The sequence below is a fragment of the Actinocrispum sp. NPDC049592 genome, from assembly GCF_040675465.1.
Classification (GTDB): Bacteria; Actinomycetota; Actinomycetes; order Mycobacteriales; family Pseudonocardiaceae; genus Kibdelosporangium.
Map to the genome: position 1 here is coordinate 240,650 of NZ_JBFAPA010000002.1, position 25,066 is coordinate 265,715.

Genomic DNA, 25,066 nt, shown 5'->3' on the forward strand with positions numbered 1-25,066 from the left:
AGGCACATCTGCCTGGGCCCAACCTCCTATGCCATGTCGCCGCGGCCGATCGGGCGGCCGAGCAGGGCCAGGAAAGACCCCTTATCGAAAGGAACGGCGACGGACGCGGGGGGGTTACTCCCAAGTCACCGGGAGTTCGATCAGGCCTCCGGTCAGCGTCTCGGTCCGGTACCGCAGCTGCTCGACCGGCACGGCCAGCCGCATGCCCGGGTGCCTCGGGATCAGCTGGCCCAGCACCTCCTGCAGCTCGATCCGGGCCAGCGGCGCGCCCAGGCAGTAGCGGATGCCGTGGCCGAACGTCAGGTGCCCGGTGGCGTCACGGGTGGTGTCGAACCGCTTCGGGTCGGGGAAGACCGACGGGTCCTGGTTCGCGCCGCTGAGGTTCAGCAGCACCAGGTCGCCGGTGCGCACCTGCGCGTCGCCGACGGTGAAGTCGGTGCGCGCGTACCTGGGCAGACCGCCGTGGCTGACGTACTGGAGCTCGGTCGGCCACCGCAGCGTCTCCTCGATCGCGGCCGGGATCAGCGAGGGGTCCGCCGCCAGCCGTTGCCACTCGCCGGGCTCGGCGAGCAGCATCATGAGCGCCATCCCGATGCGCACCACCGTGGTCTCGTGCCCGGCGAACAGCAGGGCCATCGACAGCTGGGCCGCGGCTTCGTCGGTCTCGGTCTCACAGAGCCGGGAGATCACGTCGTCGCCCGGGGTCACCCGTTTCTTGGCCACCAGGGAAAGCCCGTAGCCGTACAGCGCCGCCAGCCCCTGCGCGGAGGCGTCGCGGTCGGTGAACGTGCCCGCGGCCTCGCTCCAGGCGCGGAACTGGTCGCGGTCCTCGTAGGGCACGCCGAGCAGTTCGCAGATCACCATGATCGGCAACGGCGTGGCCACGGCGGCCTGCAGGTCGGCGGGGGAGCGCAGGTCGTCGATCAGCTCGGCCGCCATGGACTGGATGCGCGGGCGCAGTGCGCGCATGTGCTTCGCGGAGAAGTGCGGCTGCAGCAGCGCCCGCATCCGGGCGTGGTCGGCCTGCTCGGTCTCGAAGTTGCCCATGGGCCCGCCGAACAGTGCCGAGTCGCCGGTCCGGCCGGCCTTCTCCGGCTCCGGGTGCGAGCGGCCGAGGCGTTCGTCCGACAGCAGGCGCCTGACCTCCGCGTATTCGGTGGCCATCCATGCCGGGTCGCCGGTGGCCGTGTGCGTGCGGATCATGACCGACCCCCATGTTTACTCGAACTTGTATACGTCGATGTAAACAACCGTACTCGTATACTCCGGAGTCAACAAGGAGGTGGTGTGGTCCAGCGGCTGGGTCGGGTCGAGCGGCGGGAGCAGATCCTGGACGCGGCCACACGGGCGTTCGCGCGGTCGGGCTACGCCGGCACCGGGCTGGACGACGTCGCCGCCGAGGCCGGAATCACCCGGGTGCTGCTGTACCGGCATTTCGATTCCAAAAAGGACCTTTATCTGGCGGTCCTCGGCCGGGCAATGCTGCGGTTGTCGGAAACCATGGGGCCGGGCACTTACGATGAGCACACCATTCCGTCATTGCTGCGTGCGGCTTCGGCGGACCCGAATGGTTTCCGGCTGGTGTTCCGGCACGCTGCCCGGGAACCCGAGTTCGGTGAGCTGGTCGATTCGATGACCACCCGTTCGCGGGAGGTCGCCTTTTCCTACATGACCGAAATCGCGGATCCGCAGTGGCGGGAATGGGTGGCCGCGTTGCTGCCGGTGGTGACCCTGGAGGCCGTTATCGCGTGGCTGGACGCGGGCGAGCCGCCGGGTGGCGCCGAACGCGTCAACGCCGCCGTGCAGGGCGTTATTCGGGCTGCTCTCGGTAGTTGAGCCGGTGGGCCGGGCAGCGGACGGCCGGATCGTAGCCTGACGCCTGCCACCGGCGTGCGCACTCCGAGCAGTTCTCCGAGGACGTGCGCGGGATTGAGCGGGGATGAGTGAGCATGTTGACCCAGCGGGCGAGGGTCTTCAGCGCGAACATGTCAAACCCAATTCTCGGCGGCGGCGGTCCCCGGAGTGCCTGCGGCAACTGAAAAATAGCATGCCCCGCTGGGTGATCGCTAAACCTCACTCGATTGGCGGCCAACCAGGCAACAGGCCGGTCACCATTTCGACCGGCCCGTTATCTCACCTGGTCAACGCGGGTTCGGTGGCCAGGATCCGCTGCATCGCGGCCCGAAGTTCCGGCTGCGCATTCTCATCGTCATCACGGCGCCACGCTATGTAGCCGTCCGGGCGGACCAGCAGCGTTCCCACTTCCGGCAGCCCCGCGACCCGGCTCCAGTCGCCGTACGCGTCCCGTGCGCCAATGTCACCTATTCGTGCGACGGCGAGGTCCACTCGCAACTCTTGGCTCACGATCTTCGCCGCGGTCACCCACGCGGTCCCAGCCAGCCCAGTGACCAGCGTGAACCGCCCGTGGCCGACCAGATCCAGGGTGGACACCCGGCGGCCGTCCCGGCCGACCAGCCACACGTGCGGCAGTTTGGCGCCCGGCCGTGCGCTCGGCCGGTGGAACAGTTCATGGTCATCCGGGTGCATTTCCACGACCGGGTCCAGCACCGCCGAGGAGACATATCTCTGGTCGAGTTCGACGCCATGCGCGTTGAACTCGTAGTTCTTCAACTCGACCGCGGCTTCCAGTTCCCGGCGCCGTTTCGCGCCCTCCGCGTCCTCGGCCAGAACCGCGGCCATGCCCGCCTCGATCCCGGCCGCGTCGGTGTCGTCGGAGATGCCCAGAGCTGCGAAGATCGGGCCGAACTCCTCGCGGCTGAGGTTGGCCCGGTCGACCACCTGCTTGCCGATCGGCGCGCGTTCCCGCGAATAAGTGTCCAACAGTGCGGGGCCCGCCTGACCTCGGATGACCATGGCCAGTTTCCACGCCAGGTTGTACGAGTCCTGAATGGACGTATTCGAGCCGAGCCCGTTTGACGGCGGGTGGCGGTGAACCGCGTCGCCCGCGCAGAAAACGCGACCATTCGCGTATTCGGTGGCGTAGTTGTGATTCACCGTCCACAACGAGGTCGACGTGATCTCCACTGGCAGATCCGGATCACCGACAAGGTCGCGGACAATCGCCGTGGCCTCCTCGGTGGTCACCTCCGGCGGCTCCTGCTCGATGTCGTACCCCCACACCAGCAGCCACTCGTTCCACGGCCGGACCATCCGCACGAGGCCCATTCCGATGCCGCCGGTGCCCGCGCCCGGCCGCATGACCCAATAGAGCACGCTCGGCCGGTGGGCCACATATCGGCTCAGATCCGCGGTGAACGTGATGTTCATACTGCCGGCTTTCCCGGTCTGCCCGGAAATGGGCAGCCCGGCCAGTTCGGCCACCTTGCTGCGGCCGCCGTCGGCGCCGATCAGATACTTCGCGCGGATCGTGTACTCGTCATTCCGCACCCGGTCGAAAAGCGTCGCCGTGACCCCGTCGGCGTCCTGTTCGAACGACCGGAACTCGGTGTCCATCCGCACTTTGGCGCCGCGCGCGGCCGCGTTGCTGACCAGGATCGGCTCCAGGTAGGTCTGCGGCAGGTCGATCATCGGGCTCGGGCTGGCCGCCAGGTACTCGGTCGCCGACCGCGCGCCCGTGCCCCAGCTGGTGATCCGGCCGATCTCGGCGCCCGCGATGGACGTGCACAGCACGGTGTCGCCCATCAGCTCCTGTGGCGTGCCCAGCGCCAGGGCCTCCTGCTCGATGCCCAGGTCCCGCAGCACCTCCATGGTGCGCTGGTTGGTGATGTGCGAGCGGGGCGTGTTGGCCACCCAGCCGTACTTGTTCACCGCGAGGGTCCGGATCCCATAGGTGGCCAGCAGTAACGCCGCCGCGCCACCGGCCGGGCCGGTGCCCACCACGAGGACATCGGTGTCATAGCTCATGGTCATTCTCCGGAAATGTGGAACGTGAAGCCGACGCGGTGCCAGGTGTCCAGCTCGCGGCCGTCGGGGGTGGGGCCGTCCTGCTCGGCGAAGTCGACGATCAGGCCGTCCTTCACGCCGAACACCGTGTCCGAGCCGAGGTAGTCGCCGCCCTTGACGAACAGCTGGGTGACCAGGGTGTGGAAGCCCGGCTTGGCGATCATGAAGTGCAGGTGCGGGGCCCGGTACGGGTGCCGTCCCGAGCCCTCCAGCATCTGGCCGACCGGGCCGTCGGCCGGGATCGGGTACGCGGCGGGCACGATCGACCAGAACCGCAGCCGCCCCTCGGCGTCGGTGCGGAACCGGGCGCGCAGCACCGGGCCGTCCAGGTCCGGCAGCTGCACGTCGTAGAAACCGTCCTCATTGGACTGCCAGACGTCCACGACGGCATCTGCCACAGGGTTTTCGTGCGTGTCGAGCACCTGCACGTCCGTCCACAGTGGCGTCCCGGGCAGCCCGGCGGAGATGTCGAAACCCTGCGGCTCCTCCGGCGGTCCGTCCACATAGAACGGTCCGAGCACGGCCGACGGCGTGGTGTCCGGGGTGCGCGAGTTGGTCAGCAGGTCGACCACGCTGGACACGCCGAGCGTGTCGGACAGCAGGATGAACTCCTGGCGGGTCTCGGTGGTGATGTGCCCGGTCCGGGTCAGGAAGTCGATCGCGTACAGCCACTCCGCCTCGGTCAGGTCGTTGCGCAGCACGTACGAGTGCAGCGTCTTGACCAGGTCGGTCAGCAGCGACCGCAGCCGGTCGGGCGCGTTGTCGAAGCTGGCCACGACCTGGGCGGTGAGCTTCGGGATGTCCTGGGTCAGACCCGGCGGCCTGGTTCCGGCCCAGGCGTTCTCCAGCAGGCCCAGGACGCCTTCACGGGTCAGCTCACGGGGGTTCGGGTACGGCTTGGCGGTGGCCAGCTCGGCGGCCGCGGTCAAGTCGGTCGCGGCCATCCCGAGATCCCGCAGCGAGGTCGGCCCGCCCAGCTCCTTGATCAGGTCGTGGACACCGCTCGGCGCGTCCGGCACACCCAGCGCCTCGGCGATCCGCGCCATGATCGCGGGGACCGCGGGTGCGTTGTACGCCATGGCATGCGGCAGCACGACCGTGTGGGTTTCCGAGTGCGGCAGGCCGAACGAGCCGCCGAGGGTGTGGCAGAGCTTGTGGTGCAGGCTCATCCCGACCGTGCCGAGGCAGGTCCCGGCCAGCCACGCGGCCTGCAGTGCGTCGGCTCGCGCCTCCTCGTCGGCGGGGTTGGCCGCGATCCGGGGCAGCGCGCGGCCCAGCCGCCGGATGGCGTCGAGGGCGAGCTGGTCGGTGACCGGGTTGGCGTCGGGGGAGTAGAGCGCCTCGACCGCGTGCGCCAGCGAGTTGATCCCGCTGGTCACCGACATCTCGACGGGCAGCGTCATGGTCAGGTCGACGTCGTAGACGATGGTCTCGGGCAGGATCGCCGGGGAGGTCTGGGTGGTCTTCTGCCCGTCCGCGGTCTCGCCGAGCACGGGAGTGGCCTCGGACCCGGCGTACGTGGTGGGCACGACCACCTGGGGCAGGTCCGTGCGCAACGCGATCGCCTTGCCCAGGCCGATCGCCGACCCGCCGCCGACGGCGACGATGCAGTCCACGCCCTTGGCCAGCTCCATCGCCTGCGCGGTGACCTCGACCGGGGTGTGCATGACCGCACCATCGAACTGGGCGGCCAGCAGCGACCCGAGCGCCTCGGCGACCAGGGCGGCGGGCTTGGCCGGATGCGGGCTGCTGACCAGCAGTACCCGGGTCCCGCCGAGGCGGCGGACCTCCGGGCCCAGCAGGCGCAGGGTCCCCGGCCCGAACACCACCCGGGCCGGGCCCGCCGAGTAGGTGAATGACGTCATGGCCCGAGTATCCGAGAGCCGGGCCGCCCGCGCCTGCACGAAACCGCTGACTCGGCTGCACGAAACGACTCAGGAGTTGCGGACCGCTCCCGGCGTGGTACCGAGCTGGGCGCGCATGACCCTGGTCAGGTGTTCCTGGTGGGAGAACCCGCAGCGCACGGCCACCTCGGCGATCGGCAGGGTGCTGGTGCGCAGCAGCCGCTCGGCGTGTTTCACCCGCATCCGCAGCAGGAACCGGTGCGGGGCGGCGCCCGCGGTGACCTTGAACTGCCGGGCGAACTGGCTCACCGACAGGCCCGCGACCCTGGCCATGTCCGCCAGCGGGATCGGTTCGGCGATCCGGTCGCAGAGCAGCTCCCGCACCCGCGCGAACTGCTGCTCGGACAACCCGGTCTGGCGCGAATCCGCCGCCTTCCGTCCCGCACTGTGGTGCCTGGCCAACTGGGTGGCCATCAAGTTGGTGAGCTGGTCCACATAGGTCCGTGCGCTGGGCTGCCAGTCGCGGGCCGTGGAATCCAGTGCCAGCGCCAGTTGTTCGAGCAGCGGGTCGTTGGAACCCAGTTCCTCGGCCAATCGGACGTCGTCGTCCAGCGCTTTGTCCGACAGGTAAACGTGAAGCGTGTCCAGTTCACCGCACAGCTCGACGTTCAGCTCGCCGTGCGCGGGTTGCAGGAACAGCCCGCCCGCCTGGACCCGTCGCGGGGCGGCGGACCCACGCCGGACCGCGACCGGGCCGGCCAGGTGCAGGATCAGCTGGTGGGTGGGCGCGGCCCGGAACGACGACTGGAACGGGATCTCGTGCTGCTTGGACACGTACACGTGCTCCCAGCCCAGGCCCGCGCTGGTGCGCTCGGGAGTGATCCATGGCAGCGCCAGGATGCCGTTGGTGTCGGCAACGCCCAGCTCCGCCATGGAACAACCTCCTGGCCTGCCAGGATACCCCCGCTAGCTGGTCTCCCCGGTCAGCGCGAACGAGCGCAGGCGAGCGGTCGCCAGCACCGTGCCCAGGGCGATGAACGCCGCCGCCAGGATCGCCGCGGTCAGCGGGGCCAGGTTGGACGTCAGCAGGTCGCTGCCGGACAACCGGTCGGCGAAGGTGAGGGCGTACTGCTGGATGCTCAGCGCCCGCGCCCCGCTGACGAACGTCACCAGCAGGTTCTCCCACAGCATGATGTAGACCAGCCCGATCGCCACCGGACGGCGGGACATCAGGCTCAGCGCCAGGAAGAACGCCGTGTACGCCAGCCCGCCGACCAGTGCGCCCAGGAACAGGCCGATGGCCAGCGAGCCGCCCTCGGTGATCGCCCCCGCGATCGCCAGCGGGACCGCCGTCGCCGCCGTGGTCACCAGCCAGGCCACCACCAGCTTGGCGACGATGATCTCGCTGCGCGGCAACGGCTTCGCGAGGATGTGGGTGATCGTGCCGTCCTCGATCTCCAGCCCGAGCACGCTGCTGCCGACGATGAGCGCGGTCAGCGGCAGGATCACGCCGAGGCCGAGGCTGCCCAGCACACCCGGCGCCCAGGCCCGGGCGTCGTCGCTGGTGGCCACGCCGATCAGGGTGAGCCCGACCAGCAGCAACGGCATGGGCAGCAGCAACAGCAGCCGGCGCCGGCCGAGCAGCGCCCGGGCGGTCAGGCCCGCGACAGTCAGGTTCATTTCTCCACCAGGTATGCGAAGACGTCTTCAAGGGACTCGTCGGACGGCAGCACCCCGGTCAGCCGGATGCCCTTGTCCCGCGCGACCTTCGTCAGCGCACGGGTGAAGCTGCCGTAGTCGTTCGCGCGCACCTGCAGCCCGGCCGGTTCCAGCTCCACCCCGGACACCGACTCCAGTCCCATCAGGATGGTCGCGAGCGTCCGGTTGTCCGAGGACTGGATCAGGAACACGTGCGGCCGGTTGGTCATCAGGCGCCGGATGTGCCGGTAGTCGCCCGAGGCCGCCAGCCGCCCGGCCACGATCACCTGCACGGTCCCGGACAGCTGCTCGACCTCTTCCAGGATGTGCGAGCTGAACAGGATCGTGCGGCCCTCGGAAGCCATGCGGTGCAACAGGTCCATCATGTGCAGGCGCTGGCGGGGGTCCATGCCGTTGAACGGTTCGTCCAGCAGCAGCACCGAAGGATCGTGCACCAGGGCCGCGGCCACCCGGGCCCGCTGGCGCATTCCCTTGGAGTACTCGGAGATCCGGCGGTCCTTGGCCTCGTCCAGCTCGACGATGCCGATCGCCTGCGCGGCCGCCTGCGCGGGGTTGTTCAAACCGTGCAGCTTCGCGCTGGCGACCACGAACTCCTGTGCGGTCAGGTAACCCGGCACGCTCTCCCGCTCGGTCACCAGGCCCAGCGCGCGGTAGACCTCCGGGTTGCGCCAGGTCGGCCGACCGTCCAGGGTCACCGTGCCCTGTGACGGCGGCAGGAACCCGGCCATCATGTGCAGCACCGTGGTCTTGCCCGCGCCGTTCGGGCCGAGCAGACCGGTCACGCCCGGGCCGACCGACAGCGTGATGTCGTTGACCGCGACCACGTTGCCGTACCAGTGCGAGACCCCGGTCAAGTCCACAGTGGACGTTTTCACTGGGGTGGTGGTCACGGTGGTCATGCCTTCACCTTCTTGTATCGGAACATCACCAGGCCGGTGCCGAGGAAGGCGATGAGGAAGGCGACCAGCCCGTAGACCCCGCCGTACGGGCCGATCTGGGCGAGGCCGGCGGCGCCCACGGTGTCCGAGCCGAACACCCACGAGTCGACGCCGTCGAGCAGGACCACCGGGTTGATGATCCCGGCGAGGTACTCCATCGCGCCCCGGCCGAAGTTGGTCAGCGCACCGGCGATCGGAGCGCTGAGCAGGAACACGGCGATGATCAGGCCGGTGGCGAACACCCGGCGGCCGGTCAGCGAGGCCAGCGGGACCGCGATGGCGGCGATCACGATCGAGTGGATCAGCGCGGCGCCGATGCCCGGCAACAGGTCACCGAACTCGCTCAGGATGCCGCTGACGCCGTCGTTGGTGTTGAACGACATGCCGATGACCATCACCAGCAGCGGCCCGCCGTACATCACGAAGATCGCGGTGACCATCGCGAGCAGCTTGGCCAGCGCGTAGTCGGTGCGGTGCGGCGGGCGCGAGAAGTACAGCGGCAGCGCGGTGTTGCGCAGGTCCCGCGAGACCAGCTCGGGCGCGACGATCGCGGCGAACCCGCTGATGGCGAACGTGAACGACGCGACCAGCCCGACGTAGGTGACCACCGGGAACGGCAGCTGGCTGCTCACGATCACCAGGATCAACGAGACCAGGCAGGCCAGCGCGAACAGGCCCACCGGCAGGAACTTCGCCTTCGCGGTGCGGCCGATGCCGAACGCCGTCCGGACACTGTGGACATAGATCGACCAGGTCGCGTACCGGCGGCCCAGCCGGGGCCCGTCGTAGTGCTGGTAGCCGATGTCATGAATGACGCCTGCCTCAGGCATGGCTGACCTCCTCGCGGAACAGGTCGGCGACCTGGTGGCGGTGCTGTTCGAGCCGGTGCAGCGACAGGTCCAGCTCGGCCACGGCGTCGCGGATGGTGTCGAACGTGTCGTCCCCGTTGAGGGTCACCATGAGCACACGGTCCTTCTGGCGCACCGACAACCCCAGGCCGGACAGGCGCTCCTTCAGGACGTCCTCGCGGTCGTCGACCTCGACCATCAGCAGGTCGCTGTGCTGGGTCATCGAGGACAGCGACGCCGAGCGCAGCAGCCGGCCCGCGTCGATGGCGACCAGCGCGGTGCAGATCCGCTCGATCTCGCCCAGCAGGTGCGAGCAGACGATCACCGAGATGCCGAACTCGGTGCCGATCCGGTGCACCAGCGACAACATCTGCCGGCGGCCCTCGGGATCAAGGCCGTTGGTCGGCTCGTCCAGCAGCAGCAGCTCCGGGTCGTGCACCAGCGCCTGCGCCAGCTTGACCCGCTGCTTCATGCCGGTCGAGTAGCCGCCGATCGGCCGGTAGCGCTCCTCGTACAGGCCGACGTGCCGCAGCGTCTCGGACGCGCGTTCACGGGCCGGGGCGGGCGGCAGGCCGCTGACCCGCGCCATGTGGGTGACGAACTCCGCGGCGGACAGGTCCGGCGGCAGGCAGTCGTGCTCGGGCATGTACCCGACGCGCGCCCGCACGGCGTCCCCCTCGGCCAGCGGGTCGAGCCCGAGGACGCGGATCCGGCCCCCGGTCGGCTCCAGGAGGCCGAGCGCCAGCTTGATCAGCGTGCTCTTGCCCGCGCCGTTCGCACCGACCAGGCCGACGATGCCGGGTTCGATGGTCACCGTGAGATCGGCCAGGGCGGTCACCCGTCCCCCGTACCGCTTCTCCAGTGACTCGGTCTCGATGAGGTTCACGCGCAAGAAGCTACGGGGTCGGTCCTGTCCCGGCATCCGGCGGACTCCCCGGAAAAGCAACCAGGCCGCCCCCTAGGGGACGGCCTGAGTGCGTTCTCAGCCAAGACGTTACCAGTTGTGGCTCTGGGTCTGCACGTTCAGCTGGTTGAGGTGCACGAACTTGGCGCTGATCACCCGCGGGTCGATGATCTCCAGGACGTCCAGGCCCTTCTGGATGTCGTTGGAGTACACGTAGCCGTTGTAGTAGTACGCCGACCACGAACCGCCGACGATCGCCTCGGTCGCCGAGAGCGGGCCGCGCTCCCAGAAACCGATCTCCTTGGGCCGGGCCGAGTCGGTGAAGTCCCACACCGAGATGCCGCCCTGGTACCAGGCCTGGACCATGATGTCGCGGCCGAGCACCGGGATCAGCGACCCGTTGTGCGCCACGCAGTTCTCCGTGTCCGCGTTCGGCCGCGGGATCTTGAAGTAGCTGCGGAACTCCAGCTTGCGGTTCTCGCCGCGGCCGGTGATGTCGTAGATGCCGTCCGCGCCGCGTTCCTGGCCGATCATGGTGTTGCAGGTCGCGCGGCCGCCGCCGCCGAGCTCGTCGGTGAACACGACCTTGGTGCCGTCGTTGTTGAACGTCGCCGAGTGCCAGAACGCGAAGTGCGCGTTGTCCTCGACGCGGTTGATCACCCGCGGCTTCTCCCGGTTGGAGATGTCGAACAGGATCCCGTCACCCATGCAGGCACCGGCGGCCAGGTCCTTCGACGGGTACACGGTGATGTCGTGGCAGCCGCTCGTCGCCGAGACGGTCGGGTTCGGCCACGGCGCCGGCGCACCGGGGTTGCCGCCGTCCGGGAACAGCACGGGCTTGGCCACCACGGCCGCGCTCGACGGGTCCTTCAGCGGCACCTTGATGATCGAGATGAAGTCGTGCGGCGGCAGGCAGTCCGGGAACGTCTCGTTCGGGCTGTAGGACGAGACGTAGAGGTAGACGTCCTTGCCGCGCTTGTCCGGCACCAGCGTGTGGGTGTGCGACCCGCAGTCGGTCTCCACGGCGGCCACGTACTTGGGCGCCTTGGGGTTGCTGATGTCGAAGATCTTCATGCCCTCCCAGGCGTTCTTCTCCGACGCGGGCAGGGAGGTGCTGTTGCAGGAGGAGTCGCTGCGCGACGAGTCGGTCGACAGGAACAACAGGTCGCCGTAGACGGACACGTCGTTCTGCGAGCCGGGGCAGACCACCTGGCTGACGATCTTGGGTTTGCGCGGGTTGCGGATGTCGTAGATGGTGAAACCGTTGTAGTTCCCGGCGATCACCTTGTCGCCGGTGAACGCGAGGTCACTGTCCAGCGCGTCCAAGGTGTCGAATGGGGCGTGCTTGGGCACGTTGGCGATGTTGCGCACGTTCCAGCTGTGCCGGATCTCGTCCACACCGGGGATTCCGTCGTCCGCGGCCGAGGCGGGGATGCCCAGCGCGACGGTGAGGGCGACGGATGCGGTCCCCAGTAGTGCGACAGATCTGCCGAACCTCTTCACGGGCAGGCTCCTTCACACCTAGCACCAAAGTTGGTGAATAACAGTATGAAGAGATCTTTACTTAGGGTCAGCATCCGAAAGTAGGGAACCGGCAGGTCGGGACTAGGGTAACTTTTGCCGAGTGAGGTCGATCGGGGTAACTCTGGCTTTACTGCTGGTTGTGGTAACCGGGTGTACGAGCACGCCGCCCTCGGATGAGCCGAGCGTCATCATGCCTGGTCGCCCAGGGGAGTCGGCCAAGACCCTGTCGCCCTCCGAGGCCGCGAAAGCCCAGCCCCGCGCGGGTTTCAACGACGCGGACGTCAAGTACGTGCGGATGATGATCACCCACCACCAGCAGGCCATCGAGATGGCCGGCCTGGCGCCCGGGCGTGCCGCCCGCGACGACGTGAAGGCCATCGCGTCCCGGATCGCCGACACCCAAGGGCCGGACATCAAGGCGATGGAAGCCTGGATCAGCAAGAACAAGGCGCCGGAGCACCAGATGACCGAGGCGATGCCCGGCATGGCGTCCGCCGAGCAGCTTTCCGCCCTGCGCGCGGCCGCCGGGCCCGCCTTCGACACGATGTTCCTGCAGCTGATGATCGCTCACCACGAGGGCGCGCTGGTGATGGCGTCCGACCTGCTGCAGACCGGGTCGGACGTGTTCGTCGAGGAGATGGCCCAGGACGTGATGGTCACCCAGCAGAAGGAAATCGCCCAGATGAAGGCAATGCTCAGTTAATCCCCCCGCCCACCCCCACCCCTTTGGCCGTGTCCCACGTTGACGGTGGCCGTGTCCCACATTCGCGGGGGCCGTGTCCCACGTTCGCGGGGGGCGTGTTCCACATTCGTGGGGACGCCCGGGGTGAGCCCGGGCGTCCGTTTTCCTAGCTCGTGGTGGGCGGCGTGCTCGGGGTCGACGAGCCGCTGGGTGGGGCCGGCTGGGTGGAGCTGGGTGGTTGCTGCGGGCGTTGCTGGTTCGGGGGCTGCAAGCGCGGCCCTCGGCCGTCGCGCTGACCCGGGCGCTGGTTGAACGGTCCGGGGCCGGGGAAGGCGCGGCCCGGGCCGTCGCCCCGGTAGTAGCCGTAACCCGGGCGGGCGTGACCATCGCCGTGGTTGATCAATGCCACCGCCCCGCCGCCGATCAACAGACCCGCGATGCCCGCCGCGACGATCTGCGTGGCGCGGTGCCGGGCGAACCGCCCGAACCCACCCGGCTGGCGTGGCGCCTGGTAGACGGGCTGAGCCGGTGGCGGCGGCGGAGGGGGCGCCGCCGCCCCGGACTCGGCGGCCGGACCCGCCTGTGCGTTCGGGTCCGCCGCGGACCGGGCACCGGCGGCCGGGTGGCCTTCGGCGCCCAGAGCAGTGGTGGCCTGGTCCCCGGCTGCTGGCTGCGCGGCACCGGCACCGGCCTCGCCCGGCGCGTGCTGTGCCGCGGCGCCCTGCGCTGCTGCGGGCTGGCCTTCGGGTAGCGGAGCGGTGGCTTGATGGCCCGCCACACCCTGCGACGCGTGGCCGGGCTGCGCGGCGCCCGCCGCGGCGGGCTGGCCTTCGGCACCGGCCTCGCCTGGCGCGGCGCCTCCCGCCGCGGGCCCGGCGGAGGCCGGGTAGGTGGCGGACTGGCCTTCGGCGGGCAGGGGAGTGGTGGCTTGGTAGCCCGCGGCGCCCTGCTGGGAGGGTTCAGTCAGCGGGGTGGTGTGCTGGTCGGGCGCAGGGGGAGCGGGCTGCGCCGCCGGCTCCTGCGGCTGCTGGGGCTTGTTGTCTTCGTCGGACACGTGGGGCTCCCCGGTTGGGCAGTTCTCATGACCTTTCCAGGTTCACCCGGTTGCCTGAGTGCCGGCTGTGCGCTTCCTGTCGGTTGGGTAACGGGCGCGGTGAAGTCGCTGGCCTGGGTGTCGATACGATGGTTTTCCGCAGCTTGAATCCCTGAGCAGAGGAGCCCGACCGTGTCCGTATCTCCCGCCGTCCTGGCCGAGCCCGCCAAGCGCGTGGTGGTTCCGGCGGGCACGACGGCGAGCGCCGCCGTGCGGGAGGCGGGGTTGCCGACCAAGGGCCCGGACGCGATCGTCGTCGTCCGCGACGACCAGGGCACCCTGCGCGACCTGGCGTGGACGCCGGACGCCGACGCCGAGGTGGACGCCGTCGCGGCGAACACCGAGGCGGGCCGCAGCGTCATCCGCCACTCCACCGCGCACGTGCTGGCGCAGGCCGTCCAGCAGCTGTTCCCGGAGGCCAAGCTCGGCATCGGCCCGCCCATCAAGGACGGCTTCTACTACGACTTCGACGTGCCCAAGCCGTTCACGCCCGAGGACCTCGAGGCGCTCGAGAAGCGGATGAAGCAGATCGTCAAGGGCGCGCAGCGGTTCTCCCGCCGCGTGGTCGAGTCGGTCGGCGCCGCCAAGCACGAGCTGTCACAAGAGCCCTACAAGCTGGAACTCGTCGACATCAAGTCCGATGTGGACACTTCCGAGGTGATGGAGGTCGGCGGCGGCGAGCTGACGATCTACGACAACCTCGACCCGCGTTCGGGCGACCGCGTCTGGGGTGACCTCTGCCGTGGCCCGCACGTGCCGACCACCAAGTACATCCCGGCGTTCAAGCTGACCCGGTCGGCCGCCGCGTACTGGCGCGGCAGCGAGAAGAACCCGCAGCTGCAGCGGATCTACGGCACCGCGTGGGAGTCGCAGGAGGCCCAGGACGAGTACCTGCGCCTGCTGGCCGAGGCCGAGAAGCGCGACCACCGCAAGCTGGGCAACGAGCTGGACCTGTTCAGCTTCCCCGACGAGATCGGCTCCGGCCTGGCGGTGTTCCACCCCAAGGGCGGCATCATCCGCAAGGCGATGGAGGACTACTCGCGGCGGCGGCACGAGGAGGAGGACTACGAGTTCGTCTACTCGCCGCACATCACCAAGGGCACGCTGTTCGAGGTCTCGGGTCACCTGGACTGGTACCGCGACGGCATGTACCCGGCGATGCACCTGGACGCGGAGCTCAACGAGGACGGCACGGTCCGCAAGCCCGGCCAGGACTACTACCTCAAGCCGATGAACTGCCCGTTCCACGACCTGATCTTCAAGTCGCGCGGGCGCTCCTACCGCGAGCTGCCGCTGCGGATGTTCGAGTTCGGCTCGGTCTACCGGTACGAGAAGTCCGGTGTGGTGCACGGCCTGACCCGCGTGCGCGGCATGACGCAGGACGACGCGCACATCTTCTGCACGCCCGAGCAGGTCCGCGACGAGCTCAAGTCGCTGCTGACGTTCGTGCTGGACCTGTTGCGCGACTACGGTCTCGACGACTTCTACCTCGAACTGTCCACCAAGAACGAGGACAAGTACGTCGGCTCCGACGAGATCTGGGAGCAGGCAACGGAAACGCTGCGCTCGGTCGCCGAGGAGTCGGGGCTGCAGCTGGTTCCCGACCCGGGCGGTGCGGCGTTCTACGGCCCGAAGATCTCCGTGCAGGCGCGGGACGCGCTCGGCCGGACCTGGCAGATGTCCACCATCCAGCTGGACTTCAACCTGCCGGAGCGGTTCGAGCTGGAGTACACGGCGGCCGACGGTTCGCGGCAGCGGCCCGTGATGATCCACCGCGCGCTGTTCGGGTCGGTCGAGCGGTTCTTCGCCGTGCTGACCGAGCACTACGCGGGCGCGTTCCCGGCGTGGCTGGCGCCGGTGCAGGTGGTCGGCATCGCCATCACCGACGAGCAGGTCCCGCACCTGCAGCAGATCGCAAAGGCGCTGAAGTCCCACGCCGTGCGGGTCGAACTGGACCTGTCGGACGACCGGATGCAGAAGAAGATCCGCAACCACACGCTCCAGAAGGTGCCGTTCATGCTGCTGGCGGGTGCCAAGGACGTGGAGGCGGGCGCGGTGTCGTTCCGGTTCCGCGACGGTACCCAGATCAACGGCGTGCCGGTCGACCGCGCGGTGGAGACCATCACCGGCTGGATCGCCCGGCACGAGAACACCTCGCCGACCGCGGAGACCGTCCAGGCGAGCTTGTGAGCGAGCCTGCCGAGCTGGTCGAGCAGCAGGGCGTCGGCATCCCCGACGCCCTCCAGCGCCTGTGGACGCCCCACCGGATGGCGTACATCAAGGGGGAGAACAAGCCGGACGACGACGAGGTCGAAGGCTGCCCGTTCTGCAGGATCCCCGAGCTGGACGACGTCACGGGCCTGATCGTGGCCAGAGGCGAGACCGTCTACGCGGTTCTGAACCTCTACCCCTACAACCCCGGGCACCTCATGGTCGTGCCGTACCGCCACGTCGCGCTGTACCCCGACCTCACCGTGCCCGAGACCCTGGAACTCGCGGAGTTCACCCAACGCGCCATGATCGTCGCCCGCGAAGTCTCAGCGCCCCACGGCTTCAACATCGGCATGAACCAAGGCGTGATCGCCGGCGCGGGCATCGCAGCCCACCTCCACCAACACGTCGTCCCCCGATGGGGCGGCGACAACAACTTCATGCCCGTCATCGGCCACACCAAGGTCCTGCCCCAACTGCTGGGCGAAACCCGCCAGCTGTTGGCCGACGCCTGGCCCAAAGCCTGACCCACCCCCACCCCCTCGGCGTGTCCCCCTTTCCTCCCCCGCGTGTCCCCCCTTCCTCCGGGGTGAGTTCTCCGTTCGTCCGGCACACCCACCAACGTGGGACACACCGGCGACGAATGTGGGACACGCAGGGCAATGGCGGCCGTGGTGAGCGCTGAGCGCGGTTCGGTTTTACATGGGTGGCGGCGGCCCTAAGCTCGCCGCGCGGCAGGTTGAGGGCCAGCCGCGATCGAGCCCGGCCTTGAAGCCACGCCCCAGTGTGGACCTGCCGCTTTCCCTGCCGTAGGGCCGCCGACGGGACCCATGTCAAACCGAACCGCGCCCCAGCCCACATAGCCACCCGTGGCCAGAGCCGAACGGCGCCCCCGGAGCAACGAGGGACACACCCCGGAGGAAGGGGGGACACGCCCGGGAGGAAAGGGGGACACACGGCGGAGGAAAGGGGGACACGCGGGAGGGGAGAGGGGTGGGGCGGGGTGAAAGCCGGGGGCCACCTGAGGCGGCCCCCGGGGGCTTCAGCGCCGCGAAAGAGGGCGGCGCGGAAGAGGTGTGGCGCGGAAGGGGTCAGGCGTTCTGGCGCTTGGCTTCGATCTCCAGCAGGATCTGGATCTTGTCGCTGACCATGGCGCCGGCGGCGCCGCCGGAGACGCCGAAGTCCTTGCGGCTGATCTCGGTCGAGGCGGAGATGCCCAGGACCTTGTCGCCGTTGATGTCGCCGAAGCCGTTGATCTCCAGGTTGAGGGTCACGGGCTTGGTGACGCCGCGGATCGTCAGGTTGCCGTCCAGCAGGAACTGCTCACCGTCGTGGCGCACGCCCGTGGAGGTGAAGGTCAGCTCGGGGTACTCCTCGACGTGCAGGAAGTCCTCGCCGCGGACGTGGCTGTCGCGCTGCTCCTGGCGGGTGTGGAAGGAGGCCGCGTCGATGGTCGCCGTCACGGACGAGCTCAACACGTCCTCGTGGGTCACGATCTCGCCGGTGAAGGTGTTGAACTGGCCGCGGACCTTGGAGACACCGAGGTGGCGGACGATGAACGAGACGTCCGAGTGGATCGGGTCGATGGTCCAGGTGCCGGTGGCGTAGCCGGGGATGTTGATCGTGGGGGCGCTCATGACTATCCTTCTCCGTAGGTCTCGTTGAATCTTCAACTTCTGATGCAGACCATAGCGCGGTGAAGTTGAGAGTTCAACTATGGGGTACGATAGATCTCATGACACAGGCCAGGTGGCTCGACTCCCGCGAACAGGCCGTGTGGCGTGGGTTCCTCACCGCCACCGGGTCCTTCATGGAAAACCTCGACCGCCAGATGCAGCGCGACTCCGGCATGCCGCTGGCCTACTTCGAGATCCTCGCCGTGCTCTCCGAGATGCCCGGCCGCTCGCTGCGGATGTCCGAGCTGGCCGCGATGTGCCGATCGTCACGCAGCCGCCTCAGCCACGCTGTGTCCCGGCTCGAGGAGGCCGGGTGGGTCAAGCGCCGCGCATGTGAGAGCGACAAACGCGGCCAGTTCGCCGAGCTGACCGACGCCGGGTTCGCCGTGCTGGAGAAGGCCGCGCCCGACCACGTGAACACCGTCCGCCGCCACCTGTTCGACGTGCTCACCCCCGAACAGCAGGACCAGCTGGAGCAGATCAGCGCCGCGATCATCAAGGGCCTGACCCCGGAGTGTGACAGCGCCAAGACCGAGCTCGAGGCGGAGTTCAGGAGCGCGCGGGCCAGCGGTTAGGCTTCTCGGCGCCCCCACTCCTAGTGATCAGGTGCCCGCCGAGACCTCATGCTGAACATCTTCGCCCGTGCCTCGGTCTCGCGCGTGACCGACCCGATCGGCGCCTGGCTGGTGCGCATCGGACTGACGCCCAACGCGATGACGGTCATCGGCACGCTCGGTGCGGTGGCCGGCTCGGTCTGGTTCTTCCCGCACAACGAGCTGCTCACCGGCACGTTCGTGGTCTGGGGTTTCGCCATGCTCGACCTGCTCGACGGCGCCATGGCCCGGGCCAAGGGCGGCAACGGCACCAAGTTCGGCGGCGTGCTGGACTCCAGCTGCGACCGGATCGCCGACGGCGTGCTCGGCGCCAGCGTGGCCTGGTGGTGCGCGGTGGTCGCGCAGAACGACACGCTGACCGCCGCCGCGCTGATCTGCCTGGTCAGCGGCCAGGTCATCTCGTACATCAAGGCCCGCGCGGAGGCGTCCGGCCTGCACGCCGACGTCGGTATCGTCGAACGTGCGGAACGGCTGATCATCACCCTGGTGGGGACCGGACTGGTGGGTTTCGGCGTGCCCTATGCCCTGCACGTGGCATTGTGGCTGCTCGCGGTGCTCTCGGTGATCACGGTCGGCCAGCGGCTGTACGCGGTGTGGCAGTCGGCACAACAGGAGACGGCATGAAAGAACGGCTGGTGGACTCGGCCTACGCGGCGGGCTGGGGGCTGGTGCGCGGGCTGCCCGAGGGCCTCGCGACGAACGCCTTCCGGTTCGGCGCCGACCTGGCCACCCGGCGCAACGGCGGCGGGGTCCAGCAGCTGCGCCGCAACCTGCGGCGGGTCGTGCCGGACGCGTCCGAGGAGCAGCTCGACCATCTGGTCCGCGACGGGCTGCGGTCGTACTCGCGGTACTGGAAGGAGACCTTCCGGCTGCCGTCGATGAACGCCAAGTCCATCGCCGCCCAGGTCGACGAGACCGCCGTCGGCAAGGACGTCATCGACGCGGGCCTGGAGCGCGGCAACGGCGTGGTCGTCGCGCTGCCGCACACCGGGAACTTCGACGTCTCCGGCATCTGGGTCAGCCAGAACTACGGCGGCTTCACCACTGTCGCCGAACGCCTCAAGCCGGAGTCGCTCTACAAACGGTTCCTGGCCTACCGGGAGTCGCTCGGCTTCGAGGTGCTGCCGCTGACCGGCGGTGTGACCTCACCGTATCGGGTGATGGTCGAGCGGCTGCGGCAGAACCGGGTCATCTGCCTGGTCGCCGACCGGGACCTGACCCGGATGGGGGTGCCGGTCACGTTCTTCGGCGAGGAGACCCGGATGCCCGCCGGTCCCGCGCGCCTCGCGGCCAGCACCGGCGCCACTTTGTGCGTGGTGGACAACCTCTTCACCGAGAACGGCTGGGGTGTGCGGTTCCACTCGCCGCAGCTGGTGGAGAACCGCTCGGACACCAACGCGGCCACCCAGAAGCTCGCGGACACCTACGCGGCGGACATCGCGGCCCACCCGCAGGACTGGCACATGCTGCAGAAACTGTGGCTCGCCGACCTTCCGGAGGCCAGGCGGGAAGCGCTGAGGACCGGGTGAGGATCGCGGCCAGATGAGAATCGGGATTGTGTGCCCGTACTCCTTCGAGGTCCCCGGAGGAGTGCAGGCGCACGTCGTCGATCTCGCACGGGCGCTGCGCGCGCTGGGGCACGAGGTGGACGTGCTCGCCCCGGCCGACGAGGACACCCCGCTGCCCGACTTCGTCCAGCCCGCCGGCCGCGCGGTCAGCATCCCGTACAACGGCTCGGTGGCCCGGCTTTCGTTCGGACCGGTGTCCTACGCCCGGGTCCGGCGCTGGATCCGGGACCACGACTTCGACGTGATCCACCTGCACGAGCCGGCCGCGCCCAGCCTGTCGCTGCTGGCGCTGATGATCGCCGACGGCCCGATCGTGGCGACATATCACACGTCGACCACGAAGTCCCGGGCGCTCAACGCGTTCCAGATCGTGCTGCAGCCGTTCATGGAGAAGATCACCGCCCGGATCGCGGTGTCCGCGCTGGCCCGCCGCGTGCAGGTGGAGCACCTCGGCGGGGACGCGGTGCAGGTGCCCAACGGCGTGGACGTGCGGTTCTTCGCCGAGGCCAAGCCGCTGGACGGGTACCCGCGGCAGGCCCCGACGATCGGGTTCGTCGGCCGGTTCACCGAACCCCGCAAGGGCATGCCGGTCCTGCTCGCCGCGTTGCGCCAGCTGATCACCCGGCTGCCGGACCTGCGGCTGCTGGTGGTCGGCCGCGGCGACGCCGACGACCTCAGGCGGGAGGCCGGTCCGGCGCTGGCCGACCGGATCGACCTGCTCGGCCAGGTCGACGACGAGACCAAGGCGCGCGCACTGTCCAGTGTGGACGTCTACTGCGCACCGAACACCGGCGGCGAGAGCTTCGGTGTGATCCTGCTCGAGGCCATGGCGGCCGGAACCCCGGTCGTGGCAAGCGATCTGGACGCGTTCCGGCGGGTACTGGACGACGCCACAGCGGGCGCCCTCACCCCTGTGGGCGACCCGACCGCGCTGGCCGAGGCGCTGTTCCGGGTGCTGACCGACCCGGCGAAACGAGCCACGCTCGCCGCCGAAGGCAGCCGCCGGGTCGCCATGTTCGACTGGTCCGTGGTGGCCGGTCAGGTGGTCCGGGTCTATGAGGCCGCGATCGCGGCCGATCCCAGGCACGTCAGCGAGGCGTTGTGATGACCGCGCTCGTCATCGTCGGAGCGGTCGTCCTGCTGCTGCTCGTGGCCTGGATGATCGCGACCGCCAACCGCCTGGACCGCTTGCACGTCCGCAAGGACGCCGCTTGGGCAGCCCTCGACGCGGCCCTCGCCCGGCGCGCTGTCGTGGCCAGAGCCGTTGCGGCGACAGGAGATGCGCCCGCCTCGCTGCGCGAGGTCGCCGACCACGCCGAACGAACCCCGCGCGTGGACCGCGAGGCCGCCGAGAACGAGCTGAGCCGCGAACTGGCCGCGGTGGAACGAGCCAAGCTGCCGCTGGCCCTGCTGGCCGAGCTGATCGACGCGGAGCAGCGCGTGGTGATCGCCCGGCGCGTGCACAACGACGCCATCCGGGACGCATTGGCGCAACGGCGAAGGCGGATGGTCCGCTGGCTGAGGCTCGCGGGCACCGCACCGCTGCCGGAGTACTTCGAGATCGCCGAACCCGAGCTGACCGGTGAGGTCGCCCCGGTCTGGCGGACCGCGGCCCGGATCCTGTTGCTGGACGAGGCCCACCGGCTGCTGCTGTTCCACGGTCACGACGACGGCAAGTCGTACTGGTTCACCGCGGGCGGCGGTGTCGAGCGCGACGAGGAGCTCCGCGCCGCGGCGAGGCGCGAACTCCTCGAAGAAACCGGCCTGGACCTGCCCGACGATCAGCTGACCGGCCCGGTGTGGCGGCGCCGGGCGGCCTTCAGCTTCGACGGCCGCAGCTACGACGCCGAGGAGTGGTTCTTCCTGGCCCGGACCACCCGCACGGACATCGACACGACCGGCTTCACCCAGATCGAGCTGGACACCATCGACGGGCACCGCTGGTGGAGCGCGGAGGACCTCCGCGCCACCAGTGATGTCGTCTACCCGGTCCAGCTGCCGGAACTGCTGCCCACCCTGTTGGCCGGGTGGGACGGCGAGGTCCGGACCGTGCGCTAGTGCGCGACCTGGTCGACGAGGTTCGACGGGAGCGGGTCGAACCGGCTGAACTCGCGGGTGAACGTGGCCGAGCCGGAGGACAGCGACCGCAGGTCGATCGCGTACCGGATCAGCTGTGTGGACGGGACCTCCGCCTTGATCACGCTGTAGCCCGGTGAGCTGTCCGCCTCGGTGCCCAGCACCCGGCCGCGGCGGCTGGACAGGTCGCCCAGCACGGTGCCCAGGTGGTCGTCGGGCAGCCGCACGATCACCGAGTCGACCGGTTCGAGCAGGCTGATCCGCCCGTTCGCGGCGGCCTCCTTGAGCGCGATCGAGCCGGCGGTCTGGAAGGCCGCGTCGGACGAGTCGACGCTGTGCGCCTTGCCGTCCACCAGCGTGACCTTGATGTCCACCACCGGGTAACCGGCCTGCAGCCCGCGTTCCAGCTGCGCCCGCACGCCCTTCTCCACGCTCGGGATGAACTGGTTCGGGATCGCGCCGCCGACGATCTTGTCCACGAACTGGAACCCGGAGCCGCGCGGCAACGGTTCCACCTCGATGTCGCACACCGCGTACTGGCCATGCCCGCCGGACTGCTTCACGTGCCGGCCGTGGCCCTTGGCCGCGCCCGCGAAGGTCTCCCGCAACGCCACCTTCACCGGTTCGGTGTCCACCTCGGCACCGCCGGAGCGCAGCCGCGCCAGCACGACGTCCGCGTGCGCCTCGCCCATGCACCACAACACCAGCTGGTGCGTCTCGGCGTTGCGTTCCAGCCGCAGCGTCGGGTCACCGGCGACCAGGCGGGCCAGGTTGCGCGCCATGGTGTCCTCGTCGCTGCGGGTCTTGGCGACCACCGCCACCGGCAGCAACGGTTCGGGCATCCGCCACGGCGCCATCAGCACCGGGTTCTCCGGCGCCGAGATGGTGTCGCCGGTCTCGGCCGAGCCCACCTTGGTCAACGCGCACAGATCGCCCGCCACGCAGTACGGCACCTCGCGCAGGTTCGCGCCCAGCGGCGAGTAGATGTGCGCGACCCGCTCGTCGACGTCGTGGTCCTCGTGCCCGCGTTCGGCCATGCCGTGCCCGGACACGTGCACCGGTCGTTCCGGCCGCAACGTGCCGGAGAACACCCGGACGAGCGACACGCGCCCGACGTAGGAGTCGACCGCGGTGCGGACCACCTCGGCGGCCAGCGGGCCGTCGGGGTCGGCGGTGATCGCGGGCAGCGCCTTGCCGTGCGGGTCGGTGACGGCGGGCAGCGGGTGCTCCAGCGGGGACGGGAACGCGCGCTTGATGCCGTCGAGGACCTCGGCCAGGCCGATGCCGGAGGTCGAGCAGACCGGGATCACCGGGTGGAACGACCCGCGGGCGACCGCCTTCTCCAGGTCGGCGATCAGCTCGTCGGCGTCCAGGTCCTCCCCGGCGAGGTAGCGGTCCATCAGGGTCTCGTCCTCGCTCTCGGCGATGATCCCCTCGATCAGCTCGTTGCGGGCGTCGTTCATCCGGTCCAGGTCGGCCTGGGCCGGCTCGCCCATGACGGGCGGGTAGCCGCCGGAGTAGTCGTAGAACCGCTGGGTGATCAGCCCGACCAGGCCGTTCTCGGTCGGCAGGTACAGCGGCAGCACACCGGCCCCGAAAGCCTGCTGGCAGGCGGCGATCTCGGCCATCGCGTCGGCCCGCTGGTGGTCAAGGCGTGCGACGACCACCGCGCGCGGCATGCCGACGGCGGCGCATTCCTCCCACACCGCGATGGTCGCGGCGTCCACGCCCTCGGCCGCGCAGACCACGAAGAGAGCGGCGTCCGCGGCACGCAGGCCCGCGCGCAGCTCGCCCACGAAGTCGGCGTACCCGGGGGTGTCGATCAAGTTGATCTTCACTCCGTCGTGCATCAGCGGCGCGACCGACAGACCGACTGACCGCTGCTGGCGCACCGCCGCAGGGTCGTGGTCGCACACTGTTGTCCCCTCGGTCACCGAACCGGCGCGGGTGAGCACTCCGGACACGGTGAGCAGGGCTTCTGTCAGGGTTGTCTTGCCGGAGCCGGACGGGCCCACCAGGACGACGTTCCGCACTTTGGCGGGGTCGTCTACAGCGACCGCGGCTCCGGCTTCTGGGTTTTCGGCGGTCTTTTGCGCCATGGCCATCAACCTCCCGCACAGTCTGTGTTCAGACGCAGGACACAATGTGCTCGATCTCACACCCGTTCGCAGGTCGGGGACAACCCCGCGGGCCGGTTCGCATCCGGTGGTAGTAACCCCGTCACTCCGAGTGGCCGGTCGTGGCCGGTTGTCGTGATAGGGGTCATACGCAGGGGTTTTATCGGAAGTGGCCTCCTGTTATCACCCGAGAGTGGACCGTCCTGGGCGGCCACGTCCGCCGTAACATCGGAGGTGAACCCGTTGTGACGTGTAAGGAGACGACAGCCGTGACCACCAGCCCGGAATCCGTCCCGCAGACCGGGACCGCCCGCGTGAAACGCGGTATGGCCGAGATGCTCAAGGGCGGCGTGATCATGGACGTGGTCACCCCTGAGCAGGCCAAGATCGCCGAGGACGCCGGTGCGGTCGCCGTGATGGCCCTCGAGCGCGTGCCCGCCGACATCCGCGCGCAGGGCGGCGTCTCCCGGATGAGCGACCCGGACATGATCGACGGCATCATCGCCGCGGTGTCCATCCCGGTGATGGCCAAGGCCCGGATCGGCCACTTCGTCGAGGCTCAGGTGCTGCAGTCGCTGGGCGTGGACTACATCGACGAGTCCGAGGTGCTCACCCCGGCCGACTACGCCAACCACATCGACAAGTGGCAGTTCACCGTGCCCTTCGTCTGCGGCGCGACCAACCTCGGCGAGGCGCTGCGCCGGATCACCGAGGGCGCGGCGATGATCCGCTCCAAGGGCGAGGCCGGCACCGGTGACGTGTCCAACGCGACCACCCACATGCGCAAGATCCGCCAGGAGATCCGCCGGCTGCAGAACCTGCCGGAGGACGAGCTGTTCGTGGCCGCCAAGGAGCTGCAGGCCCCGTACGAGCTGGTCAAGGAGGTCGCCGAGCTCGGCAAACTGCCGGTCGTGCTGTTCACCGCCGGTGGCATCGCCACCCCCGCGGACGCCGCGATGATGATGCAGCTGGGCGCCGAGGGCGTGTTCGTCGGCTCGGGCATCTTCAAGTCCGGCAACCCCGCGCAGCGGGCCGAGGCCATCGTCAAGGCCACCACGTTCCACGACGACCCCGACGTGATCGCCAAGGTCTCCCGCGGTCTGGGCGAGGCCATGGTCGGCATCAACGTCGACGAGATCCCGCAGCCGCACCGCCTCGCCGAGCGCGGCTGGTAAGGCACTTTCCCGCGGCGGGGGCGACGGTTGCGGCCGTCGCCCCCGCTCTCGTCTGCAAGAAAACTGCAATTCCCTTGTGCCACCCTGTGACCGTCCGACTGTGGGGGGTGGGGCAGGGGACGCGAGTGGGCGGCTCGGAGTGGGCATTTGAGG

The 25,066-nt window shown here is 69.4% G+C and carries 22 protein-coding genes; 10 read left to right on the plus strand and 12 right to left on the minus strand.

Translation table 11 applies throughout. The annotated features are described in order from the left end of the window. Positions 1–114 precede the first annotated feature (114 nt). On the minus strand, positions 115–1,203 hold the full coding sequence (locus tag AB0J95_RS07705) for a cytochrome P450 (protein ID WP_364753889.1): 1,089 nt from the start codon (positions 1,201–1,203) through the stop codon (positions 115–117). 84 nt (positions 1,204–1,287) lie between these two features. Here AB0J95_RS07705 and AB0J95_RS07710 point away from each other — a divergent pair, with 84 nt between their 5' ends. After that, positions 1,288–1,836, plus strand: coding sequence for a helix-turn-helix domain-containing protein (locus AB0J95_RS07710; protein WP_364753891.1), 549 nt, complete (start codon positions 1,288–1,290; stop codon positions 1,834–1,836). A gap of 297 nt (positions 1,837–2,133) precedes the next feature. Here the strand turns inward: AB0J95_RS07710 and AB0J95_RS07715 are convergent, their stop codons facing one another. The 8 genes from AB0J95_RS07715 to AB0J95_RS07750 all read right to left on the minus strand — a co-directional run bounded on the left by AB0J95_RS07715 (position 2,134) and on the right by AB0J95_RS07750 (position 11,680). Continuing rightward, positions 2,134–3,885, minus strand: a complete 1,752-nt coding sequence (locus tag AB0J95_RS07715; RefSeq protein WP_364753894.1) for an FAD-dependent monooxygenase — start codon at positions 3,883–3,885, stop codon at positions 2,134–2,136. Between the two features lie 2 nt (positions 3,886–3,887). Continuing rightward, on the minus strand, positions 3,888–5,789 hold the full coding sequence (locus AB0J95_RS07720; protein WP_364753897.1) for a maleylacetate reductase and hydroxyquinol 1,2-dioxygenase domain-containing protein: 1,902 nt from the start codon (positions 5,787–5,789) through the stop codon (positions 3,888–3,890). Positions 5,790–5,858: 69 nt separating this feature from the next. Continuing rightward, on the minus strand, positions 5,859–6,701 hold the full coding sequence (locus AB0J95_RS07725; RefSeq protein ID WP_364753900.1) for an AraC family transcriptional regulator: 843 nt from the start codon (positions 6,699–6,701) through the stop codon (positions 5,859–5,861). Positions 6,702–6,734: 33 nt separating this feature from the next. Then, complete coding sequence (locus AB0J95_RS07730; RefSeq protein ID WP_364753903.1) at positions 6,735–7,448, minus strand: ABC transporter permease subunit; 714 nt, start codon at positions 7,446–7,448, stop codon at positions 6,735–6,737. Next, positions 7,445–8,386: an ABC transporter ATP-binding protein gene (locus tag AB0J95_RS07735; protein WP_364753905.1), complete on the minus strand. Its 942-nt coding sequence runs from the start codon at positions 8,384–8,386 to the stop codon at positions 7,445–7,447. Before AB0J95_RS07735 ends, AB0J95_RS07730 begins: the two co-directional genes overlap by 4 nt. After that, positions 8,383–9,255 carry a hypothetical protein gene (locus AB0J95_RS07740; protein WP_364753908.1) on the minus strand — a complete coding sequence of 291 codons (873 nt, stop codon included), beginning with the start codon at positions 9,253–9,255 and terminating at the stop codon, positions 8,383–8,385. The genes AB0J95_RS07735 and AB0J95_RS07740 overlap by 4 nt, the downstream gene beginning before the upstream one ends. Further along, positions 9,248–10,159 (minus strand): ABC transporter ATP-binding protein, encoded by a 912-nt coding sequence (locus AB0J95_RS07745; RefSeq protein ID WP_364753911.1) that lies wholly within the window; start codon positions 10,157–10,159, stop codon positions 9,248–9,250. The genes AB0J95_RS07740 and AB0J95_RS07745 overlap by 8 nt, the downstream gene beginning before the upstream one ends. Before the next feature lie 108 nt (positions 10,160–10,267). After that, positions 10,268–11,680 carry a hypothetical protein gene (locus AB0J95_RS07750; protein WP_364753914.1) on the minus strand — a complete coding sequence of 471 codons (1,413 nt, stop codon included), beginning with the start codon at positions 11,678–11,680 and terminating at the stop codon, positions 10,268–10,270. A 211-nt stretch (positions 11,681–11,891) separates the two neighbouring features. Here AB0J95_RS07750 and AB0J95_RS07755 point away from each other — a divergent pair, with 211 nt between their 5' ends. Beyond that, positions 11,892–12,404 carry a DUF305 domain-containing protein gene (locus tag AB0J95_RS07755; protein ID WP_364753917.1) on the plus strand — a complete coding sequence of 171 codons (513 nt, stop codon included), beginning with the start codon at positions 11,892–11,894 and terminating at the stop codon, positions 12,402–12,404. A 145-nt stretch (positions 12,405–12,549) separates the two neighbouring features. On the opposite strand, the gene AB0J95_RS07760 is transcribed toward AB0J95_RS07755, so the two are convergent. Beyond that, positions 12,550–13,437: a hypothetical protein gene (locus AB0J95_RS07760; RefSeq protein WP_364753920.1), complete on the minus strand. Its 888-nt coding sequence runs from the start codon at positions 13,435–13,437 to the stop codon at positions 12,550–12,552. A 213-nt stretch (positions 13,438–13,650) separates the two neighbouring features. On the opposite strand from AB0J95_RS07760, the gene thrS reads away from it, so the two are divergent. Beyond that, on the plus strand, positions 13,651–15,666 hold the full coding sequence (gene thrS, locus AB0J95_RS07765; RefSeq protein ID WP_364754998.1) for a threonine--tRNA ligase: 2,016 nt from the start codon (positions 13,651–13,653) through the stop codon (positions 15,664–15,666). Then, on the plus strand, positions 15,663–16,214 hold the full coding sequence (locus tag AB0J95_RS07770; RefSeq protein ID WP_364753923.1) for an HIT domain-containing protein: 552 nt from the start codon (positions 15,663–15,665) through the stop codon (positions 16,212–16,214). Before thrS ends, AB0J95_RS07770 begins: the two co-directional genes overlap by 4 nt. A gap of 564 nt (positions 16,215–16,778) precedes the next feature. Here the strand turns inward: AB0J95_RS07770 and AB0J95_RS07775 are convergent. Next, positions 16,779–17,324 (minus strand): YceI family protein, encoded by a 546-nt coding sequence (locus tag AB0J95_RS07775; RefSeq protein WP_364753926.1) that lies wholly within the window; start codon positions 17,322–17,324, stop codon positions 16,779–16,781. 98 nt (positions 17,325–17,422) lie between these two features. On the opposite strand from AB0J95_RS07775, the gene AB0J95_RS07780 reads away from it, so the two are divergent. From AB0J95_RS07780 to AB0J95_RS07800, 5 genes are read left to right on the plus strand one after another with little or no spacing between them, the layout of a single operon-like run. Then, a complete protein-coding gene (locus AB0J95_RS07780) occupies positions 17,423–17,938 on the plus strand; it encodes a MarR family transcriptional regulator (protein ID WP_364753929.1) in 516 nt (171 codons plus the stop codon). A 48-nt stretch (positions 17,939–17,986) separates the two neighbouring features. Continuing rightward, complete coding sequence (pgsA, locus tag AB0J95_RS07785; RefSeq protein ID WP_364753931.1) at positions 17,987–18,601, plus strand: phosphatidylinositol phosphate synthase; 615 nt, start codon at positions 17,987–17,989, stop codon at positions 18,599–18,601. Beyond that, positions 18,598–19,506, plus strand: a complete 909-nt coding sequence (locus AB0J95_RS07790; RefSeq protein WP_364753934.1) for a phosphatidylinositol mannoside acyltransferase — start codon at positions 18,598–18,600, stop codon at positions 19,504–19,506. Before pgsA ends, AB0J95_RS07790 begins: the two co-directional genes overlap by 4 nt. Positions 19,507–19,519: 13 nt before the next feature. After that, positions 19,520–20,650 carry a glycosyltransferase family 4 protein gene (locus AB0J95_RS07795; protein ID WP_364753937.1) on the plus strand — a complete coding sequence of 377 codons (1,131 nt, stop codon included), beginning with the start codon at positions 19,520–19,522 and terminating at the stop codon, positions 20,648–20,650. Continuing rightward, positions 20,650–21,603 carry an NUDIX domain-containing protein gene (locus AB0J95_RS07800; protein ID WP_364753940.1) on the plus strand — a complete coding sequence of 318 codons (954 nt, stop codon included), beginning with the start codon at positions 20,650–20,652 and terminating at the stop codon, positions 21,601–21,603. The genes AB0J95_RS07795 and AB0J95_RS07800 overlap by 1 nt, the downstream gene beginning before the upstream one ends. On the opposite strand, the gene AB0J95_RS07805 is transcribed toward AB0J95_RS07800, so the two are convergent. After that, the gene (locus AB0J95_RS07805) at positions 21,600–23,720 is read right to left on the minus strand and encodes an elongation factor G-like protein EF-G2 (protein ID WP_364753942.1); all 2,121 of its coding nucleotides are present in this window, start codon (positions 23,718–23,720) and stop codon (positions 21,600–21,602) included. The two genes, AB0J95_RS07800 and AB0J95_RS07805, sit on opposite strands and share 4 nt — an antisense overlap. A gap of 287 nt (positions 23,721–24,007) precedes the next feature. Here AB0J95_RS07805 and pdxS point away from each other — a divergent pair, with 287 nt between their 5' ends. Then, the gene (gene pdxS, locus AB0J95_RS07810; RefSeq protein ID WP_037269761.1) at positions 24,008–24,913 is read left to right on the plus strand and encodes a pyridoxal 5'-phosphate synthase lyase subunit PdxS; all 906 of its coding nucleotides are present in this window, start codon (positions 24,008–24,010) and stop codon (positions 24,911–24,913) included. Positions 24,914–25,066 lie beyond the last annotated feature (153 nt).